Raw genomic sequence first — 19,868 nt, forward strand, 5'->3', positions numbered from 1 at the left:
TCTTTAGATGCGGCTGATAAATCCGTGAATGCCTGATGAGGTGCACCCATGTCCGATCAAGATCGAGACAACCCGCGGCGTGAGTTTTTACGCAAATCCCTGACCTTGATCCCTGTGGTCACCGTTGCCAGCACTGCGCTGGGCAGCTCCGTGCTGCTGGCGGCACCTGAGGCGGCTCCTGCCAACCCGGGCAAGACGCCTGTCAGCAGCGCTGCCTATGAGCCGGTTTTTTTTACCGCCCAAGAGTGGGCGTTTATCCAGGCTGCGGTCGCGCGTCTGATTCCCGCCGACGAACAAGGTCCGGGAGCCCTCCAGGCGGGTGTGCCTGAATACATCGACCGGCAAATGAACACGCCTTACGCCGCTGGAGCCTTGTGGTACATGCAAGGGCCATTCAATGCCGACGCGGCACCGGAAATGGGCTGGCAGAGCAAGTTGGTGCCCAAAGAGATCTATCGCCTGGGTATTGCTGCGACGGATGCGTGGTCAAAAACGCTCAACGGTAAGCTATTTGCTGCGCAAGACAGCGCTACCCAGGACGATTTGCTCAAGCAACTTGAGGCCGGCCAAGCGCAATTCGACAGCGTACCGTCGAAGATTTTCTTCAACATCCTGCTGCAAAACACCAAGGAAGGGTTCTTCTGCGACCCGATCCACGGTGGCAATAAAGGCATGGTCGGCTGGACCATGATCGGTTTCCCCGGCGCTCGCGCCGATTTCATGGATTGGGTGGAACGCAACGAGCAATACCCCTTCCCGGCAGTGTCGATTCGCGGCGAGAGGGCTTGAGCATGGCAACTGTAATGAAGAAGGTCGACGCAGTGATCGTTGGTTTCGGCTGGACCGGCGCAATCATGGCCAAGGAGCTGACGGAAGCAGGCCTCAATGTGCTGGCGCTGGAGCGCGGGCCGATGCAGGACACCTACCCCGACGGCAACTATCCACAGGTCATCGACGAACTCACCTACAGCGTGCGTAAAAAACTCTTTCAGGACATATCGAAAGAGACCGTCACCATTCGCCATAGCGTGAATGACGTCGCCCTGCCGAATCGCCAACTCGGCGCCTTTCTGCCGGGTAATGGCGTCGGTGGCGCTGGTTTGCACTGGTCCGGCGTGCACTTTCGGGTCGACCCGATCGAGTTGCGCATGCGCAGTCATTACGAAGAGCGCTATGGCAAAAGCTTCATCCCCAAGGACATGACCATCCAGGACTTCGGTGTCAGCTACGAAGAACTGGAGCCGTTTTTCGACTATGCCGAAAAAGTCTTTGGCACTTCGGGCCAGGCCTGGACCGTGAATGGTCAGGTGGTGGGCGAAGGCAAAGGCGGCAACCCTTACGCGCCAGATCGTTCGAATCATTTCCCACTGCAATCGCAGAAGAACACCTACTCCGCGCAGTTGTTCCAGAAAGCCGCCAATGCCGTGGGTTACAAACCCTACAACTTGCCATCCGCCAATACCTCGGGGCCATACACCAACCCTTACGGTGCGCAGATGGGCCCCTGCAACTTCTGTGGTTTTTGCAGCGGCTACGTCTGCTACATGTATTCCAAAGCCTCGCCGAACGTGAACATCCTGCCAGCGCTCAAGCCGCTGCCGAACTTCGAGTTGCGGCCTAACTCCCACGTGCTCAAGGTCAATCTCGACAGCACCAGGACCAAGGCTACCGGCGTCACCTATATCGACGCCCAGGGCCGGGAGATTGAGCAGCCAGCGGATCTGGTAATCCTGGGTGCGTTCCAGCTCCACAACGTACGGTTGATGCTGCTTTCCGGCATTGGCAAGCCTTATGACCCGATCAGCGGCGAAGGCGTGGTGGGCAAGAATTTCGCGTATCAGAACCTGGCCACCATCAAGGCCTACTTCGACAAGGATGTGCACACCAACAACTTCATTGGCGCTGGCGGCAATGGTGTGGCGGTGGATGATTTCAATGCCGACAATTTCGACCATGGCCCCCACGGTTTCGTCGGCGGTTCGCCGATGTGGGTCAACCAGGCCGGTAGTCGGCCGATTGCCGGGACCTCCAACCCACCGGGCACTCCGGCCTGGGGCAGTGCCTGGAAACGAGCGACAGCCGATTACTACACCCATCAGGTGTCGATGGATGCCCACGGTGCGCATCAGTCCTACCGTGGCAACTACCTCGATCTCGATCCGGTGTACCGCGATGCCTACGGCCTACCGCTGCTGCGGATGACCTTCGACTGGCAAGAAAACGACATCAAGATGAACCGCTTCATGGTCGGGAAGATGAGCAAGATCGCCGAAGCGATGAATCCCAAGGCCATCGCCCTGCTTGGCAAGAAAGTCGGCGAACACTTCAACACCGCGGCCTACCAGACCACTCATCTCAATGGTGGCGCGATTATGGGCACCGATCCGAAAACCAGTGCGCTCAATCGCTACCTCCAGAGCTGGGACGTGCATAACGTCTTTGTTCCCGGCGCATCGGCTTTCCCGCAAGGTTTGGGTTACAACCCCACCGGTCTGGTGGCTGCGTTGACTTACTGGTCGGCCCGAGCGATCCGTGAGCAATACCTGAAGAACCCCGGCCCGCTGGTTCAGGCTTAAGGAGCGATGACCATGAAAGCACTCGTTATCGCGACCTTTACGCTGTTGAGCAGCCTGTCGGCATTGGCTGCTGAAGTTGATCAACAAGCGCTGATCAGTCAGGGCCAATACCTGGCTCGCGCCGGAGACTGTGTGGCCTGCCACACCGCCAAGGGTGGCAAACCCTTTGCGGGCGGGCTGGCGATGGAAACGCCGATCGGCACCATTTACTCCACTAACATCACGCCGGACAAAACCGGCATTGGCGAATACAGCTTCGAAGACTTCGACAAGGCCGTGCGCCACGGCGTCGCGAAAAGCGGTAGTACGCTTTACCCGGCCATGCCATACCCGTCCTATGCGCGCGTCAGCGAAGCGGATATGCAGGCGCTATATGCCTACTTCATGAAGGGCGTTGCACCAGTGGTTCGGGACAATAAAGACAGCGACATCCCCTGGCCGTTGAGCATGCGTTGGCCATTGGCGATGTGGCGCGGGATGTTCGCGCCGAGCGTCAAGGACTATCAGGCCGTCGCAGGTGAAGACCCTGTGGTCAGCCGTGGTGCGTACCTGGTGGACGGTCTCGGCCATTGCGGTGCCTGCCATACGCCGCGAGCCCTGACCATGCAGGAAAAAGCCTTGAGCGCCAATGAAGGCCGTGAGTTTCTCTCGGGCAGCGCGCCACTGGAAGGCTGGATTGCGAAGAGCCTGAGGGGTGACCACAAGGACGGTCTCGGCAGTTGGAGCGAAGAGCAGCTGGTGCAGTTTCTCAAGACCGGCCGCAGTGATCGCAGTGCAGTGTTCGGTGGCATGAGCGATGTGGTGCTCCACAGCATGCAGTACATGACGAATGATGACCTCACCGCGATCGCTCGTTACCTCAAGTCACTGCCATCCAATGACCCCAACGACCAGCCGCACCCCTACGACAAGCAGGTCGCCCAGGCATTGTGGAAAGGTGACGACAGCAAACCCGGGGCGTCGGTCTACATCGATAACTGCGCTGCCTGCCACCGTACTGACGGTCACGGTTACACGCGAGTATTCCCGGCGTTGGCGGGCAATCCGGTGTTGCAATCAGATGACCCAACCTCGTTGATTCATATTGTTCTGAAGGGCGGCACCTTGCCCGCTACCCACACGGCGCCTTCGACCTTCACCATGCCCGCGTTTGCCTGGCGGTTGTCCGATCAGGAGGTGGCCGATGTGGTCAACTTTATTCGCAGTAGTTGGGGCAACAAAGGGGCCGAAGTTAAGCCCGGTGAAGTAGCCGCCTTGCGCAAAGATGAGATGAAAACCATGTCGGGGGACAATGTAGGGCAAATAACAAAAAATAATTAATGTTTGTTTGATGGCTGTCACTTGAACCTGTGCGGCGACGCGCCGCACAGGTTTACTCTGAAACACCGCTGAAGTGCCGAATGGTACTGGCCAGAACTCTGACGCTCTAATACTGTATGTGTATACAGCTTAGAGGCCCGTTCGATGTTCACTCCCCTGCCTCCTCGCGGACGCGGCACCGCGACCAATCCGCACAACCGCTTCGCGCCGAACCGCTCGGTCGCCGAGGACGACGGCTGGTATCAGGAAGCGCCGATGACGCAAGGCACCGAGGTGCGCATCGAGACGGCGAAAACCATCATCACTCGCAACAACTCGCCAGACTTGCCCTTCGATCGTTCGATCAATCCCTATCGTGGCTGCGAGCACGGCTGTATTTACTGCTATGCACGGCCCAGTCATGCCTATTGGGACTTGTCGCCAGGGCTGGATTTCGAGACCAAGCTGATTGCCAAGACCAACGCCGCCGCTGTGCTGGAGCAGCAGCTTTCCAAGCGCGGTTATAAGTGCGCGCCCATCAATCTTGGGTCCAATACTGATCCTTATCAGCCAATCGAGCGCGAGCACAAAATCACTCGGCGAACCCTGGAAGTGCTGCTGCGATACCGCCATCCGGTGACTATCATCACCAAAGGCTCATTGATTCTTCGTGATCTGGACCTGCTCGTCGAGCTGGCGCAACAACGGTTGGTGGCGGTGATGATCAGCCTGACCACGCTCGATGATGAGCTCAAACGCATCCTCGAACCGCGAGCTGCTGCACCAAAGGCCAGGTTGCGGGCGATCAAGGTCATGCGTGAAGCGGGTATTACGGTAGGCGTGCTGTGCTCACCGATGATTCCGATGATCAACGACAGCGAACTGGAAAGTCTGCTTGGCGAAGCCCACGCCGCTGGCGCACAAAGCGCGGCCTACATGATGCTGCGCCTGCCGCTGGAGGTCGCGCCGCTGTTCGAGGAGTGGCTGGCCGCCCACTACCCGCAGCGTGCAGCCCATGTGCTGAGCCTGATTCGCCAGAGCCGAGGCGGTGAGCTGTACGACAGCCGTTATGGAGCGCGAATGCGCGGCGAAGGACCGTTTGCCGATCTTCTGGCGCAACGGTTTGCCAAAGCCATCAAGCGTCTGGGGCTCAATCGAGGGGAGGGATTCAATCTCGATTGCGAGGCTTTTTGTCCGCCGGGCGGCCAGATGTCATTGCTTTGAGAGGAATTGGCCTGTCGTTGAATAGTGCCAATAATAGTGAGGCAGCTGGTACTCTGGTCACGTTTTTCCATGAGCGAAAGTGGCGGACTAGAGCGTTTGATTCAGTTCGAGTCAAGTTTTGGCGGTTACCGTATTCATATAGTGACTGATTGGTCACGATCATTGAGCTGAGTGGTTTTTAGCCAGGCACTGACCCTGTGCTGCTGAAAAATTCCCTTAGTCCGTCAAAGAGGATGAATCATGCGTGACAAGGATAAACAGCCGTTGGCTGCGTCGGCTTCAGCCCTTGCGGAGCCTGAAAGCGCCGATGCAGCGCTGCAGCATATCGTTGACGGCTTTCTGCACTTCCATCACGAGATCTTCCCGCAACAGGAAGAACTCTTCAAAAAACTCGCCACGGCCCAACGGCCAAGGGCGATGTTCATCGCGTGTGCCGATTCGCGCATCGTCCCGGAATTGATTACCCAAAGCGCTCCGGGCGACCTGTTCGTGACCCGCAACGTGGGCAACGTGGTGCCGCCTTATGGCCAAATGAATGGGGGTGTCTCCACGGCCATCGAATATGCGGTACTGGCGCTCGGCGTGCAGCACATCATCATTTGCGGACACTCGGATTGCGGCGCGATGCGCGCGGTGCTCAACCCGCAAAGCCTGGAAAAAATGCCCACCGTCAAAGCCTGGCTGCTCCATGCGGAGGTGGCCAAGACAATGGTTCAGGACAACTGCGATTGTGCAGACGAAAACGAAAGCATGCAGGTGCTGACCCAGGAAAACGTCATCGCCCAATTGCAGCATTTGCGCACTCACCCTTCGGTGGCGTCGCGCATGGCTAGCGGTCACCTGTTTATCCATGGTTGGGTTTACAGCATCGAAACCAGTGAAATCAAAGCCTACGACGCGGACCAGGGCTGTTTCCTGCCTCTGGATGGCAGCCATCCGATTCCCGTTGCGACGCCCAAAGCGCGCTTCTAATCTGCTACCCCTGTGTGGTTTGGCTGCGGACGACAGTTGGCATGGGTTCAGCCGGAGTTTGAACCCAAGGCTGTTGCCCAGGGCAAGATCGCAGCCGAGGCAACTCACCGACCGCGAGGCGGGCACAAAACCCTTAGCAGTTGCCGAAGGCTACGTTCGGCTGCGAAGCAGCCGTAAATCCAGCGCTTTCATTCTTTCTGTATGAAGGCGGTTGCTGTATTGCGACCGCTTCGCGGTCGAACGTAGCCTGACGGCAACTGCTACGAGAGCAGGATGTGCCTGAAATTGCTTAATTGACCAGCTCCTGCTCAAACAGCCGGCGTATCCAGCTCCAGCTCTACGCCCAGTTGGCGCGACAGGCACGGCCAGCGTTTCCACGCAGCTCCGGTATCCGGGCTGTTGAGTTTTTCGCGGTAAGCCTCGACGGATTCCAGCGCGAAGCTCTCTTCATTGAGCATTTCGTCTACGGCGTGGTGCACGGCCTCATCCAGTTGATTGGCGAATGTTTCGCCGATCAGCTGGTGGGCAATCAGGTTGGCGACAGTCATATCCAGTGGGATCAATGGCTGACCGAAATGCTTGATGTAGAGATCGTTGACCTCTTCGACCAGTCGATGAGCCAGATAGGCTTCGTCCAGCAGGCTATCAAGGCCTTCATGGCCGGCCATGATTGCCGGTGGCTGGATGAAGAACTGCTCGGCGATTTTCAGAACCGGTTTGATCTGGTCTTCGATACCCGCTTCACGCGCCACTTCGTTGGCCGCGTCGAGCAGGTCCGGGACTTGTTCTATATAAGCTGTGACAAAACGGGTCAAAACGCCCTTGGCGTCGGCATCGGACAGTTGGATGGCCGGATGAAGGTGCGGCAATTGAGTTTCCAGCTGACGCGTCAAATGGCCGGTCTGGGCCTCATGTTGATGGGCACGTTGGATCTGCTCGCGCAATGCGGCGGTGTTCATGAAAACTCCAGGGAACAAGGCAATGAAATAGGGAAGACATAAGTTAGCTTGCGTGCAAAAACTGCTAAGACGCATTTGTCATAATTATTTCATGGTTATGCGCTAGCGCTATATCGATTTGCCACCATTCGTCAGGTATCCCTCTCCATCCGTGGTCTCTGGCACAAGGCCGGCGTGTCTCAGTTGATTTACGCCATCGCGTTGCGAGGTCGAAGTCGCTGTCTATACTCGGGTCTGTATGAAGTTAGCTGATAACGCCCGGCTGCAGGTGCAGCCAAGGCGTGGCGGTTTAAGTTCGTAGTCTAGGCAGCCACTCCCTTGGCCGCAGGTGAAAGCCGGCGGGATAAAAAGAACGATAAGGGGAACCCGCGATGATGCGACATCCACAAGTCTGGATGGGCCTTGTGTTGTGGTCGATATTCAGCCAGGCGCAAGCCGCCTGGACCGTGAATATGGCGCCAGGGGCTACTGAGGTGAGTCACGCGGTATTCGACCTGCACATGACCATTTTCTGGATCTGTGTGGTGATTGGCATCATCGTCTTCGGTGCCATGTTCTGGTCGATGATCGTCCACCGTCGCTCCACCGGCCAGGTAGCTGCCAAATTTCATGAAAGTACGACGGTCGAGATCCTCTGGACTGTGGTTCCGTTCGTGATTCTGGTGGCAATGGCCGTTCCCGCGACAATAACCATGATCAAAATGTACGACACCAGTGAGCCGGATGTGGACATCCAGGTCACCGGCTACCAGTGGAAATGGCATTACAAATACCTCGGGCAGGACGTTGAGTTCTTCAGCAACCTGGCCACCCCCGCCGAACAGATTCATAACCTGGCCACCAAAGGCGAACACTATCTGCTGGAAGTCGATCAGCCGCTGGTGTTGCCGGTTGGCGCCAAGGTGCGGTTTCTGGTGACCGCTGCCGACGTCATCCACTCCTGGTGGGTGCCGGCGTTCGCGGTCAAGCGCGATGCGATTCCGGGGTTCGTCAACGAAGCCTGGACCCGGGTCGACAAGCCCGGTATCTACCGTGGCCAGTGTTCGGAGTTGTGCGGCAAGGACCACGGCTTCATGCCGGTTGTGGTCGAGGTCAAGAGCAAGGCGGATTACGACACCTGGCTGGCTGACCGCAAAGCCGAGAGCTCCAGGCTTAAAGAGCTGACCAGCAAAGAGTGGACGCTCGACGAACTGGTGACTCGCGGCGACAAGGTCTATCACACCACTTGCGTCGCTTGTCACCAGGCTGAAGGCCAGGGCCTGCCGCCAATGTTTCCGGCGCTCAAGGACTCGCCGATTGCTACCGGACCAAAAGAAGATCACCTGCACCGCGTCTACTTCGGCAAGCCCGGCACCGCTATGGCGGCGTTCGGCAAACAGCTTTCGGAAGTCGATATCGCTGCTGTCGTGACCTACGAGCGCAACGCCTGGGGCAACAAGAAAGGCGACATGGTGACACCTAAGGATGTTCTGGCTCTGAAACAGGCGCAAAGCCAATGACCCAGTCTATTGCGTGCTTCAGGAACCGCTTGGGGCTTGTCGCCCCGGATCGTCCAGCCCACCCGTTTGCAGGAGACAGGACATGAATGCTGTGAGCGATGACCACGGTCATGCAATCGTTGATGCCCACGCCCACGGTCCCGCCAAGGGCCTGATGCGCTGGGTGCTGACCACCAACCACAAAGACATCGGGACGCTGTACCTGTGGTTCAGCTTCAGCATGTTCCTGCTCGGCGGCTCGTTCGCCATGGTGATCCGTGCCGAGTTGTTCCAGCCGGGGCTGCAAATCGTCCAGCCAGAGTTCTTCAACCAGATGACCACCATGCATGGTCTGGTCATGGTCTTCGGTGCGGTGATGCCAGCGTTCGTCGGCCTCGCCAACTGGATGATCCCGTTGATGATCGGCGCGCCGGACATGGCCCTGCCACGGATGAACAACTTCAGTTTCTGGCTGTTGCCGGCTGCTTTCCTGTTGTTGGTGTCGACCCTGTTCATGCCCGGTGGCGGGCCGAACTTCGGCTGGACCTTCTACGCACCTTTGTCCACGACCTACGCGCCGGAAAGCGTGACTTTCTTCATCTTCGCCATTCACCTGATGGGCATCAGCTCGATCATGGGCGCTATCAACGTGATCGCCACCATCCTCAACCTGCGTGCTCCGGGCATGACGTTGATGAAAATGCCGCTGTTCGTCTGGACCTGGCTGATCACCGCGTTCCTGTTGATCGCGGTGATGCCGGTGCTGGCCGGTTGCGTGACCATGATGTTGATGGACATCCACTTTGGCACCAGTTTCTTCAGTGCCGCCGGTGGTGGTGATCCGGTGCTGTTCCAGCACGTATTCTGGTTCTTCGGTCACCCCGAGGTGTACATCATGATTTTGCCGGCCTTCGGTGCCGTCAGTTCGATCATTCCGGCCTTTTCGCGCAAGCCGCTGTTTGGCTACACCTCGATGGTCTACGCCACGGCGAGTATCGCTTTTCTGTCGTTCATCGTCTGGGCGCACCATATGTTCGTGGTGGGCATTCCGTTGGTGGGCGAGCTGTTCTTCATGTACGCCACGCTGCTGATCGCGGTGCCGACCGGGGTCAAGGTGTTCAACTGGGTCAGCACCATGTGGCAGGGTTCGCTGACCTTCGAGACGCCAATGCTGTTCGCGGTGGCTTTTGTGATCCTGTTCACCATCGGCGGTTTCTCCGGGCTGATGCTGGCCATCGCTCCGGCGGACTTCCAGTATCAGGACACCTACTTCGTGGTCGCGCACTTCCACTACGTGCTGGTGCCGGGGGCTATCTTCGGGATCTTCGCCTCGGCCTATTACTGGCTGCCGAAATGGACCGGGCACATGTACGACGAAACCCTGGGCAAGCTGCATTTCTGGCTGTCCTTCATCGGCATGAACATGGCGTTCTTCCCGATGCACTTCGTGGGACTTGCAGGGATGCCGCGGCGGATTCCGGATTACAACCTGCAATTCGCCGACTTCAACATGGTGTCCTCGATCGGAGCTTTTACGTTCGGTGCGACCCAGATCTTCTTCCTGTTCATCGTGATCAAGACCATTCGCGGCGGTGAGCCGGCACCGGCCAAGCCTTGGGAAGGTGCGCAGGGTCTGGAGTGGAGCATCCCGTCACCGGCGCCGTATCACACGTTTGTTACTCCGCCGGAAGTGAAATGAACGCGTTTACCTGTGAGGTCTGCGCTCATGGCTGACTCAATTTCGCTCAAACGACTGGTCACTCGACTGCTGATGGTGGTGGTAGCGATGTTTGCTTTCGGATTTGCCCTGGTGCCGATCTACGATGTGATGTGCAAGGCTTTCGGTATCAACGGCAAAACCGCCGGGCAATACGAGGGTGAGCAGGTGGTCGACACTTCGCGGCAGATCCGTGTGCAGTTTCTGTCGACCAACGCCGTGGACATGGTCTGGGGCTTTTATCCCAAGGCCGATGACATGGTGATCCATCCCGGCGCGGTGAACGAAATGCTGTTTGTCGCCTATAACCCGACTGATCACCCGATGAGTGCCCAGGCGATTCCGAGCATTTCTCCAGGCGATGTGGCGGTGTATTTCCACAAGACCGAATGCTTCTGCTTTACCCAGCAAGTGCTGCAGCCCGGTCAGCGGATCGAGATGCCGGTGCGTTTTATCGTTGACCGTGACATGCCCAGGGATGTGAAGCACCTGACGCTGGCTTACACGCTGTTTGATATCACGGCTCGTCATCCGCCGGTGGCTACCAATACCGGCGGATAAGAATCAGGGCGTGTTGACGCTCACCAACGAACGCGCCCGATAAGGAGAACAATAAATGGCAAATCATGAGCATTATTACGTTCCCGCCCAGAGCAAATGGCCGATCATTGCCACGTTTGGCATGTTGATCACCATGTTCGGTCTGGGCACCTGGTTCAACGACCTCAAGGCCGCCCGCCCGGAATCCCACGGCCCGCTGATCTTCTTCGTCGGCGGTTTGCTACTGGCCTACATGCTATTTGGCTGGTTCGGCACGGTGATCAAGGAAAGTCGCGCGGGGTTGTACAGCCCGCAGATGGATCGCACGTTTCGCTGGGGCATGAGCTGGTTCATCTTTTCTGAAGTGATGTTCTTCATTGCCTTCTTCGGCGCTCTTTTTTACGTGCGTAACCTGTCCGGCCCATGGCTGGGTGGTGAAGGCAGCAAAGGCGTGGCACACATGCTTTGGCCGAGCTTTCAGTTCAGTTGGCCATTACTGCATACCCCCGATCCGAAACTTTTCCCGCCACCCAAAGAGACTATCAGCCCTTGGGGCTTGCCGTTGCTCAACACCGTCTTGCTGGTCAGTTCCAGCGTCACCGTGACCATCGCCCACCATGCCTTGAGGAAAGGACATCGCGGCGCGTTGAAAATCTGGCTGGCGCTGACTTTGCTGCTGGGTTGGGCCTTCCTCAGTTTTCAAGCCAAGGAGTACATCCACGCCTACCACGAGCTGGGGCTGACGCTGGGATCGGGTGTCTACGGCGCGACCTTCTTCATGCTCACCGGTTTCCACGGCGCTCACGTGACCATCGGCACGATCATCCTGTTTGTGATGCTGATGCGGGTGATGCGCGGGCATTTCAATGCTGAACATCAATTCGGCTTTGAAGCCGCCTGCTGGTACTGGCACTTCGTCGATGTGGTGTGGATTGGTTTGTTTATCTTCGTGTACGTGCTCTGAGGGCCGTCAGGCAATAGCTACCAGGGAACCCTGGAGTCCAATTGGCCGCTGAAGAAACCCCAGGCAATCAAGCCGACGGTGATGGCGGCCAGGCTGACCCGAACAGTCAGGGCAATGACCAGCCGGTTCGAGCTGCTTTCGTCCTTGACCAGAAAGAACAGACCGCTGAACAGGCTGATTATTGTGGCTATCAGCATCAGGACGATTGCCGCTTTAAGCATGGTGGGACTCCGGGGGGAACGCGATGCGAATCAGTATAGCCAGTCGATCTCTTAACTTTGCGGCGATGCCATGAAGCGTTTTCACCCCGGCATTGCACCGACGTTGGTGGTGCTTGTGTTGCTGCCTGTGCTGGTCGCTCTCGGCTTCTGGCAACTGGGCCGCGGCGAGCAAAAGCGCGTATTGCTTGCCAACTACGCCGAGCGCCGGGTGGCGGAGCCAATGCTCTTCGATCAATTGCAACGCTACGAGGATCCGGCGTTCCGTCGGGTCCGTCTGCGCGGGCAGTTCGATGCCGGGCACAGCGTTTTGCTGGATAACCGCATGCGCAATGGCAAGGTCGGGGTCGAGTTGCTGCAGCCGTTTCTCGATCAGGCCAGCGGCCTCTGGGTGTTGCTCAATCGCGGCTGGCTGCCGTGGCCGGATCGGCGTACGCCGCCGGTGTTTACTACGCCTGCGCAACCGCTGAGCCTGGAAGCCTGGGTCTACGTGGCGCCCGGCGCGACCTTTCAGCTGCATGCCGACCCTGCGGGGGCGAACTGGCCACGGCTGGTCACCGCTGTCGACCCATCGAAGCTTTGGTCGGAGTTGGGGCGTAGTGGTTTTGCCGATGAGTTACGCGAAGAAGCGGGCCCGGCGTCCTACCAGACCGATTGGCCCGTAGTGGCCATGGGGCCGGAAAAACACCTTGGATATGCCGTGCAGTGGTTCGCCATGGCGGTGGCATTGTTCGGTCTTTATCTCTATCTCGGATGGCACAACGCAAGGGAGACGCACCATGGGAGCGGCCATGAATCCACCCAACATTTCTGAGAAGTCGACGTCACACAGTCGCCGACGCGGACGTTGGCAGCTGATCCTTATTCTTCTCGGGGTGATCGGTCCGATGATCCTCGCCACAGGGATGTACAAATTGCAGTTCTGGGTTCCGGAGAGTCGCAGTTATCACGGCGAATTAATCGGCGACGGGCAGAGCCGTGCCGACCTCGGCGTCGTCACGGATGAATCCCGTTGGCAGATGTTGGTCACCGCGCCGAAGGAATGTTCCGTGGACTGCCAGCAGCTTGTGTATCTGGCCCGGCAGATTCAGGTCGGCTTGGGTCGTGATGCCTCTCGCGCCAGTCATGCGCTGGCCACTGCCCAACCGCTGGACGCCGACTATGACGCCAGGCTGCAACGTGAATACCCGCAGTTGCAGCGCTACCTGCTGGACCTGTCTACATTTACTCGAGGGCCTGGGGAAAAAGCCGCACAAAGCATTGGCGCGGCGCAACTGTGGATCATTGATCCCCACGGCAACCTGGTGCTGCGTTACGACGCTCGGATAAAGGGTAAGGACCTGCTCAACGACCTGCGCCAACTGCTGAAACTGTCGAATATCGGATGAGGGCATCGTCATGGCCAAACCTGGATTTCGCCTCGCGCTGTTTGCCACCTTGCTGGCACTGATTGTGGTGTTGCTCGGCGCTTATACCCGGCTGACTCACGCAGGGCTTGGCTGCCCGGACTGGCCCGGCTGCTACGGCTTTATCAGCGTGCCGCAAAGCGAAGCCCAACTGGCCCATGCCGAACTGCATTTTCCCGAGGCGCCGGTTGTGGCCCATAAGGGCTGGAACGAGATGGTCCATCGGTACTTCGCCGGGACGCTGGGGTTGCTGATTGTATTGCTGGCCGCCCGTGCCTGGACCCATCGCCATCATCCCGGGCATCCGTTGAAGCTGCCGCTGTTTTTGCTGGCCGTGGTGTTTGCCCAAGCGGCGTTCGGCATGTGGACGGTCACCCTCAAGCTCTGGCCGCAAGTGGTCACGGTGCATTTGCTCGGCGGCCTCGCGACCTTGAGCCTGTTGTTTCTGCTGACGTTGCGCTTGTCTGGCGTGTTGCCAGCGCTGACGGTGCCGCGACGTTTGCAGTACTGGGCGACTGCCGGGTTATTACTGGTGATCGGGCAAATTGCCCTCGGCGGCTGGGTTAGTTCTAACTATGCAGCCGTGGCCTGTATCGACTTTCCCACCTGTCATGGGCAGTGGTTACCGGCCGCCGACTTCGCCAATGGTTTTCACTTGACGCAACACATTGGTCCGAATTATCTCGGTGGCCAGTTGGACAGTGATGCCCGCACCGCGATTCATCTCACACACCGCATCGGTGCGCTGCTGGTCACATTGGTGCTGCTGGGGCTTGCCTGGCAGCTGAGGTTGGTCGGCATGACCCGAATTGCCGGGCTGGTGCTGGTGGTGTTGGCCGCACAGATCACTCTGGGTGTAAGCAATGTGCTGTTTCATCTGCCGCTGCCGGTTGCCGTCGCCCATAACGCTGGCGCAGCGGTGCTGTTACTGACAATGGTACTGGTCAATTATCACGCGCGAACCAGCCTGGTTCGGGTCAAGCAGCATGTCCCTGTGCGTTGGCGGTTCAGCCCGCGTAAACACGCAGCCGGCCCCATAACAATAAAAGGAGAGCAGCCATGGCGATTTTGATTGGCGAGCGTCACAGTCAGGCGATCTGGCGTGACTATCTGGAGCTGACCAAACCCAAGGTGGTGGTGCTGATGCTCATCACCTCACTGGTCGGGATGTTCCTCGCCACGCGCGCCGGGGTGCCGTGGACGGTGTTGGTATTCGGCAACCTGGGGATCGCGATGTGCGCGGGGGGCGCGGCGGCGGTCAATCATGTGGTGGACCGGCGGATCGATGCGGTCATGGCCCGGACCCATAAAAGGCCCTTGGCCGAAGGACGGGTTTCACCGACCGCGGCGCTGACCTTCGCTTTTGCGTTGGCGCTGGCCGGCCAGGCGTTGCTGCTGACCTTCACCAACCCGTTGACCGCCTGGCTGACGCTGGCCTCGCTGCTGGGTTATGCGGTGATCTACACCGGTTTTCTCAAACGCGCGACACCGCAGAATATTGTCATCGGTGGGTTGGCTGGCGCGGCACCACCGTTGCTCGGCTGGGTCGCCACCACCGGGCATGTGAGCGCCGAACCGCTGTTGCTGGTGCTGATCATCTTCGCCTGGACGCCGCCACACTTCTGGGCACTGGCGATTCACCGCAAAGAGGAATACGCCAAGGCTGATATCCCGATGCTGCCGGTGACCCATGGCGAGCACTACACCAAAGTCCACATTGTGCTCTACACCTTCGTCCTGCTCGCGGTCAGCCTGCTGCCGTTTGTGATCCACATGAGCGGCATGCTCTACCTGATTTGTGCCCTGGGCCTCGGCGCGAGGTTTCTGCAATGGGCCTTCGTGCTGTACCGTGGCACTCGGCCGCACGCCGCGATCAACACCTTCAAGTACTCTATTTATTACTTGTTCCTGCTGTTTATCGCGCTGCTCGTAGACCACTACTTATTGTTGATCCTATGACTCGAACTCAGAAAACTGTCTTTATTCTCGTCGCCCTGGTGGCTTTGGTCCTTGGACTTACCATCAACAAAGTACTGACCGGCAAGGGCCAGGGTGACCCGACTGCACTGATCGATGCCGGGATCATTCTGCTGCCGCAAAGCCGTAATCTTCCAGAGGTGAAGATGATCGACCAGGACGGTCAGCCAGTGACGGTCAACGAGCTGAAAGACAAATGGAGCCTGCTGTTCTTCGGCTACACCTTTTGCCCGGACATCTGCCCGACCACCCTCGCCCAGTTGCGGCAGATCAAGAGTGAGTTGCCCAAGGAGGTGGTCGGCAAGCTGCAGATCATTCTGGTCAGCGTCGACCCGGCCCGTGACAACCCCAAGCAGCTCAAACAGTATCTGGGCTACTTCGACCCGGACTTCAAAGGCCTGACCGGCGCTTCGGTGGAAGACGTGCAGAAGCTCGCCAATGCGGTCAGCATCCCATTCATCCCGGCTGATATCAGCAAACCCAACTACACCGTCGACCACAGCGGCAACCTGGCCGTGATCGGGCCGGACGGTACGCAGCGTGGCTTCATTCGTGCACCGCTGAACAACACGAAACTGGTGGCTCAGTTACCGGTGATGCTCAAGCGTCAGTAATGACAGAAACCTGTAGGAGCACGGCTTGCCGGCGATGGCAATCTTGCGGACGCCATCGCCAGCAAGCTGTGCTCCTACAGTGGAAGGGGTCATAGGGGCCCGACGGGCAGGCAAAAAAAACGGGGGCGCAATCAATGCGCCCCCGTTTTATTGATCGTTCCCACGCTCTGCGTGGGAATTCCTCATTGGACGCTCTGCGTCCGCGTTGTGACGCGCAGCGTCACGGGCTGCATTCCCACGCGGGAGCGTGGGAACGATCTGCAGCCCATCAGAACGCTGGCAGTACGGCGCCTTTGTATTTTTCCAGAATGAATTGCTTCACTTCCGGACTGTGCAGGGCAGCAACCAGTTTCTTCATCGCATCGCTGTCCTTGTCGTCCGGACGGGCAACCAGGATGTTCACGTAAGGCGAGTCTTTGCCTTCGATGATCAGCGCATCCCTGGACGGATCGAGCTTGGCTTCCAGAGCGTAGTTGGTGTTGATCAGGGCCAGGTCGACCTGGGTCAGCACGCGCGGGATGGTGGCGGCTTCCAGTTCACGGAACTTCAGGTCTTTGGTGTTCTCGGTGATGTCTTTGATCGTCGAAAGAATGTTGTTCGAATCTTTCAGCTTGATCAGCCCGGCCTTGTTCAGCAGCAGCAAGGCGCGACCGCCGTTGGTGGCGTCGTTAGGAATTACCACGTTGGCGCCGCCTGGCAGATCCGCCAGCGCTTTGTATTTGCTGGAGTAAGCACCCAGTGGCTCCAGGTGTACGCCGGCAACGCTCACCAAGTGAGTGCCCTTGGTCTTGTTGAACTCATCCAGGTACGGCTGGTGCTGGAAGAAGTTGGCGTCCAGACGCTTCTCTGCGACTTGTACGTTCGGCTGGATGTAGTCGGTGAAGACTTTGACCTTGAGGTCGACGCCTTCTTTGGCCAGTGCCGGTTTAACGAATTCGAGAATTTCCGCGTGGGGAACCGGGGTCGCGGCCACGGTCAGGGTTTGTGCTGCCTGAGCGGAAAACGCGGCAACGGCAGCGAAAGCGACGAGTAGTTTTTTCATCCAGCAAACTCCTTGTTAGGCGCCTGTTTCAGGCGCCTGCCAGCCGTGGCCGGCAGTTGCATTTATTTTCGGGAAAAGTGCACCACCAGCTTGTCGCCGACGGTTTGCAGAACTTGTACCAGCACCAGCAGCAAAATCACCGTGACCACCATGACGTCGGTCTGGAAACGCTGATAGCCGAAACGGATCGCCAAATCACCAAGACCGCCCGCGCCGACCACACCGGCCATTGCGGTGTAGGACACCAGCGTGATCGCCGTCACGGTGATTGCAGCGTAAATACCCGGCCGCGCTTCCGGCAGCAAGGCATTGGTAATGATCTGCCGCGTGGTGGCGCCCATGGCTTGGGTCGCCTCGATGATCCCGCGATCCACTTCACGCAGTGCAGTTTCCACCAATCGTGCAAAAAATGGCGTCGCACCCACTACCAGCGGCGGAATAGCACCGGCCACACCCAGCGAGGTGCCGGTGATCAGTACAGTGAACGGGATCATCACGATCAACAGGATGATGAACGGCAACGACCGCAGGATGTTCACCACCAGCGACAGCAGCGCGTAGATGCTCTTTTGCTCAAGCAATTGGCGCGGGCTGCAGAGAAACAGCAGCACACCCAGCGGCAGGCCGAGCAACACGGTGAACAGGAGCGAACCGCCGAGCATCATCAGGGTATCGCCGGTGGCCAGCCAGATCTCGAACCAGTCGATGTTGGCGAAGAAACTCATCAGGGCTTCCATTAGCGCAGCACCTCCATATGGACGTCTGCCGCGGTGAAGTGGGCAAAGGCCGCTTCCATGTCACCGCCAGTGACGGCCAGGGTCAGTTGCCCGTAAGGGACGTCTTTGATGCGGTCGATACGCCCGGCCAGAATGCTGTAGTCCACACCGGTCTCGCGGGCGACGGTGCCCAGCAGCGGCGCGTAGGTCGCTTCACCCTGAAAGGTCAGACGCACGATACGGCCCGGGACATGGGCGAAGTCGTCGCGCTGTTCGTTTTCGTCGATCTGCTCGTCTTCCTGCACGAAGCGCTTGGTGGTCGGGTGCTTGGGATGCAGGAACACCTCGGCCACCGGACCCTGCTCGACGATCACGCCGGCATCCATCACGGCCACCCGGTCGCAGACGCGACGAATCACGTCCATTTCATGGGTGATCAGCACGATGGTCAGGTTCAGCTCGCGGTTGATCTGCGCCAGTAATTGCAGGACCGATGCAGTGGTTTGCGGGTCAAGGGCGCTGGTGGCTTCGTCGCAGAGCAGGATTTTTGGCTTGGTTGCCAGCGCACGGGCGATGCCGACACGCTGTTTCTGTCCGCCGGACAGTTGCGCCGGGTACTTCCTGGCGTGGTCGGCCAAGCCAACCCGTGCCAGCAACTCGGCCACACGTAGGTCGATTTCGCTGCGCGACAATTCGCCGGCGAGGGTCAGTGGCAGCGCAACGTTGTCGGCAACGGTCTTGGATGCCAGCAGATTGAAGTGCTGGAAAATCATCCCGACCTGCTGACGAAAACGCCGCAGACCATTGGCATCGAGCGCGGTGACTTCCTCGTCATCGACGATTATCTTGCCGCCGCTTGGGGTTTCCAGGCGGTTGATCAGGCGCAGCAGGGTACTTTTCCCCGCACCGGAATGGCCGATCAGGCCGAATACCTGACCATCCTCGACACGCAGACTGGTCGGATGCAGAGCGGGAATATCCTTACCGGCGACCCGGTAGGTTTTATGGACGTTTTGAAACTCGATCACGTAGCGAACCTTGTGGGGCGCGTTAGAAAAGGATCAGCGGTTAGCCGGGCGCGCATTTTAGCCTGTCTATATAGAGGTTCTTAGCATTTATTTCGCATTCAACCAGTCATTTGGCAATAACGCGATCAAAGGTCATAAAAAACCAACGGCTCAAATGCGCCGATAGCGCAGCTGCCTTCAGTAGCGTGCGAAGTGATATTTGAGTCGGGTGGTTAAAGGCGTTGAAGGCGTTTTTTGCGGAGATTGCTCAGCATCGCATGTGGGAGCCCGGGCCCAAGGCCAAGGCGATTGCGGTTTGAGGTTTTTTATTGATAGAGGGGATGCCATCGCGGGCAAGAACTGGGCGTCCCCCCTGCTCCATAGATCATAAAATTCCGTTGGAGCGAGGCTTGCCCGCGATGCTTTTAAGGCTTGCGCGGGCTCAGAACCATTTGCGCCGGGATATTGCTAATGATCTGCCGTTCCAGCTTGAGATCGAACTCTGAATCGAGTTTCTTCACCCGTTTGGTCAACAGCGTGGCCAACCATGGATAGTCGTCGGTGCGCGGCGCTTGAATGCTCACATCACACTGAAAATTCACTACGTCTGTGGCGATCGCATCCAGTTGCTTGCGCAGTTGCTTGATGTTGCTGAGGTTCAAGGCGACGGTGGTGCTTGCGGCCGTAGGGTCGATCACCTTGGCGACAGGTTTGGCTTCGGCGGCTTTCAACGCAGCTTCGGCTTTATCAAGCTCGGCCTTGCGGGCGTGGGTGATAGCGCTGTTGACGCCACCCGTCAGTGCCGGCGCTTTAGGCATCAGTGCGCGGGCCCGACTCAGTGCGGTGGCGGCGGCGTTGACATCACCTTTTTGCAAGACGATCTGGCTGCGTTGCAAATAGGCTTCGGCCAACTGGCGTTGATACTGCTCAAGCTGAGGGTCGTTGGGCGACTCGGCCTGTAACGCGCTCAACTGATCCTCGGCGGTGGCCAACTCGCTGCTGGCGAGGTTTTGCTCCAGCTGCGCGATGGCCACGGCCCGGGCATCCGGGGTCGCTGTGGCCGCGGGCGGCGTGCTTTGGCAGGCACCCAGCAGCAGGGAAAATGCGACAACGAGCAGATAACGGGATGCGAACGGCTTCATTCCTGCGACTCTCTAAA

General features: G+C 58.4%; 20 protein-coding genes. 14 read left to right on the forward strand and 6 right to left on the reverse strand.

Translation table 11 applies throughout. The features are described 5' to 3' along the window. Positions 1-48: 48 nt before the first annotated feature. The 5 genes from AC07VR_RS04240 (at position 49) to AC07VR_RS04260 (ending at position 6,071) form a co-directional block, all read left to right on the forward strand. Positions 49-789, forward strand: a complete 741-nt coding sequence (locus AC07VR_RS04240; RefSeq protein WP_494991110.1) for a gluconate 2-dehydrogenase subunit 3 family protein — start codon at positions 49-51, stop codon at positions 787-789. A 2-nt stretch (positions 790-791) separates the two neighbouring features. After that, positions 792-2,576: a GMC family oxidoreductase gene (locus AC07VR_RS04245; protein WP_495010537.1), complete on the forward strand. Its 1,785-nt coding sequence runs from the start codon at positions 792-794 to the stop codon at positions 2,574-2,576. Positions 2,577-2,588: 12 nt separating this feature from the next. After that, on the forward strand, positions 2,589-3,896 hold the full coding sequence (locus AC07VR_RS04250; protein ID WP_495010538.1) for a c-type cytochrome: 1,308 nt from the start codon (positions 2,589-2,591) through the stop codon (positions 3,894-3,896). A 144-nt stretch (positions 3,897-4,040) separates the two neighbouring features. After that, a complete protein-coding gene (locus AC07VR_RS04255) occupies positions 4,041-5,099 on the forward strand; it encodes a PA0069 family radical SAM protein (RefSeq protein ID WP_495010539.1) in 1,059 nt (352 codons plus the stop codon). 240 nt (positions 5,100-5,339) lie between these two features. Beyond that, the gene (locus tag AC07VR_RS04260; protein ID WP_495010540.1) at positions 5,340-6,071 is read left to right on the forward strand and encodes a carbonic anhydrase; all 732 of its coding nucleotides are present in this window, start codon (positions 5,340-5,342) and stop codon (positions 6,069-6,071) included. A 308-nt stretch (positions 6,072-6,379) separates the two neighbouring features. Here the strand turns inward: AC07VR_RS04260 and AC07VR_RS04265 are convergent, their stop codons facing one another. After that, a complete protein-coding gene (locus AC07VR_RS04265) occupies positions 6,380-7,030 on the reverse strand; it encodes a hypothetical protein (protein ID WP_494991115.1) in 651 nt (216 codons plus the stop codon). A gap of 371 nt (positions 7,031-7,401) precedes the next feature. On the opposite strand from AC07VR_RS04265, the gene coxB reads away from it, so the two are divergent. The 4 genes from coxB (at position 7,402) to AC07VR_RS04285 (ending at position 11,729) form a co-directional block, all read left to right on the forward strand. Further along, positions 7,402-8,529 (forward strand): cytochrome c oxidase subunit II, encoded by a 1,128-nt coding sequence (gene coxB, locus AC07VR_RS04270; protein ID WP_495010541.1) that lies wholly within the window; start codon positions 7,402-7,404, stop codon positions 8,527-8,529. Between the two features lie 82 nt (positions 8,530-8,611). Then, positions 8,612-10,207, forward strand: coding sequence for a cytochrome c oxidase subunit I (ctaD, locus tag AC07VR_RS04275; protein ID WP_494991117.1), 1,596 nt, complete (start codon positions 8,612-8,614; stop codon positions 10,205-10,207). A 27-nt stretch (positions 10,208-10,234) separates the two neighbouring features. After that, positions 10,235-10,786 (forward strand): cytochrome c oxidase assembly protein, encoded by a 552-nt coding sequence (locus tag AC07VR_RS04280; protein ID WP_494991118.1) that lies wholly within the window; start codon positions 10,235-10,237, stop codon positions 10,784-10,786. Positions 10,787-10,841: 55 nt separating this feature from the next. Continuing rightward, on the forward strand, positions 10,842-11,729 hold the full coding sequence (locus AC07VR_RS04285) for a cytochrome c oxidase subunit 3 (protein ID WP_494991119.1): 888 nt from the start codon (positions 10,842-10,844) through the stop codon (positions 11,727-11,729). Positions 11,730-11,746: 17 nt separating this feature from the next. Here AC07VR_RS04285 and AC07VR_RS04290 read toward each other — a convergent pair whose 3' ends face one another. Then, positions 11,747-11,950, reverse strand: a complete 204-nt coding sequence (locus AC07VR_RS04290) for a twin transmembrane helix small protein (protein WP_494991120.1) — start codon at positions 11,948-11,950, stop codon at positions 11,747-11,749. A gap of 70 nt (positions 11,951-12,020) precedes the next feature. On the opposite strand from AC07VR_RS04290, the gene AC07VR_RS04295 reads away from it, so the two are divergent. Genes AC07VR_RS04295 through AC07VR_RS04315 form a run of 5 tightly spaced genes read left to right on the forward strand, consistent with a single transcriptional unit; the run spans position 12,021 to position 15,944 of the window. Continuing rightward, positions 12,021-12,761: an SURF1 family protein gene (locus AC07VR_RS04295; protein ID WP_494991121.1), complete on the forward strand. Its 741-nt coding sequence runs from the start codon at positions 12,021-12,023 to the stop codon at positions 12,759-12,761. After that, complete coding sequence (locus tag AC07VR_RS04300) at positions 12,727-13,335, forward strand: PA_0111/PP_0108 family redox-active disulfide protein (protein WP_495010542.1); 609 nt, start codon at positions 12,727-12,729, stop codon at positions 13,333-13,335. Before AC07VR_RS04295 ends, AC07VR_RS04300 begins: the two co-directional genes overlap by 35 nt. Positions 13,336-13,345: 10 nt before the next feature. Then, entirely contained in the window at positions 13,346-14,425 is a 1,080-nt protein-coding gene (locus tag AC07VR_RS04305; protein ID WP_494991123.1) for a COX15/CtaA family protein, read from the forward strand. After that, on the forward strand, positions 14,413-15,312 hold the full coding sequence (gene cyoE, locus AC07VR_RS04310; protein ID WP_494991124.1) for a heme o synthase: 900 nt from the start codon (positions 14,413-14,415) through the stop codon (positions 15,310-15,312). Before AC07VR_RS04305 ends, cyoE begins: the two co-directional genes overlap by 13 nt. Next, a complete protein-coding gene (locus AC07VR_RS04315) occupies positions 15,309-15,944 on the forward strand; it encodes an SCO family protein (RefSeq protein ID WP_494991125.1) in 636 nt (211 codons plus the stop codon). The genes cyoE and AC07VR_RS04315 overlap by 4 nt, the downstream gene beginning before the upstream one ends. A 268-nt stretch (positions 15,945-16,212) precedes the next feature. Here AC07VR_RS04315 and AC07VR_RS04320 read toward each other — a convergent pair whose 3' ends face one another. From AC07VR_RS04320 to AC07VR_RS04335, 4 genes are all read right to left on the reverse strand, one after another. Next, positions 16,213-16,986: a MetQ/NlpA family ABC transporter substrate-binding protein gene (locus AC07VR_RS04320; protein WP_495010543.1), complete on the reverse strand. Its 774-nt coding sequence runs from the start codon at positions 16,984-16,986 to the stop codon at positions 16,213-16,215. 62 nt (positions 16,987-17,048) lie between these two features. After that, positions 17,049-17,723 (reverse strand): methionine ABC transporter permease, encoded by a 675-nt coding sequence (locus AC07VR_RS04325; RefSeq protein WP_494991127.1) that lies wholly within the window; start codon positions 17,721-17,723, stop codon positions 17,049-17,051. After that, complete coding sequence (locus tag AC07VR_RS04330; protein WP_495010544.1) at positions 17,723-18,730, reverse strand: methionine ABC transporter ATP-binding protein; 1,008 nt, start codon at positions 18,728-18,730, stop codon at positions 17,723-17,725. The genes AC07VR_RS04325 and AC07VR_RS04330 overlap by 1 nt, the downstream gene beginning before the upstream one ends. A 404-nt stretch (positions 18,731-19,134) precedes the next feature. Continuing rightward, positions 19,135-19,851 carry a PA5502 family lipoprotein gene (locus tag AC07VR_RS04335; protein WP_495010545.1) on the reverse strand — a complete coding sequence of 239 codons (717 nt, stop codon included), beginning with the start codon at positions 19,849-19,851 and terminating at the stop codon, positions 19,135-19,137. Between the last annotated feature and the right edge of the window lie 17 nt (positions 19,852-19,868).

Source organism: Pseudomonas sp. GW821-FHT02H09, from assembly GCF_059421425.1.